Raw genomic sequence first — 667 nt, forward strand, 5'->3', positions numbered from 1 at the left:
AGAATATTAGCTTGCTCCGGCCAATCCGAGTTCTTGATCAAAAGTACAGGGATAGGGCATTTACGTAATAAATGCCAGTCTGTCGGCGTGAAAATCACAGACTCTAAAACATCGTGTTTACGTGTCCCTTTGATTAGAAGATCGTGCCCACCAGCATATACTTCAGCAATGATTGCTTCGTAAGGACGGTTGTGCCACACAACGCAAACATCAAAATCGAAGCTATCGTTTAAGTACGGTTGAGCAATCTTACGCATCCACTGCTCACGTTGATGGATAACGCCGCGACGCATCGCATCTCTTTCATCGACTGACAGCATTGAGGTCATGTCATAGGAAAAATCGTAGATGGATAAGAAGAAGGTGATTCGGCTTCTGGATACACTCTTTTGAGCTAATTGAACCGCTCTAGCGAGTGCAGGCTGTTCATCATTATTGATGTCAGCAACAACAAGAATCTTACTGTATATACTCATAACTAAGCCCACTTATGTTGCGAAACCAAATACTGAAAACAAGTTAAATCAGTAAATTGGAGACTCTTCGTATATTTTTACTGTAGCTTAGTTTGGAGAACTTTTTGAGGACTTTCGAAGGGATTTTATGAGAAACATGATGTAGCTCATTTTCGAGCTACATCAATAAGTAAGCGAGATTACTCTTTTGT

Annotated in this window: 1 protein-coding gene; it reads right to left on the reverse strand. The window is 40.8% G+C overall.

Going from position 1 to position 667, the window contains the following annotated elements; all coding sequences use genetic code 11:
• Window positions 1-476, reverse strand: a 476-nt coding sequence (gene uspE / locus R8N49_RS27660; RefSeq protein ID WP_318190522.1) for a universal stress protein UspE, incomplete at its 3' end; no start/stop codon positions are given.
• Window positions 477-667 lie beyond the last annotated feature (191 nt).

Source organism: Vibrio sp. 1978 (assembly GCF_033344345.1).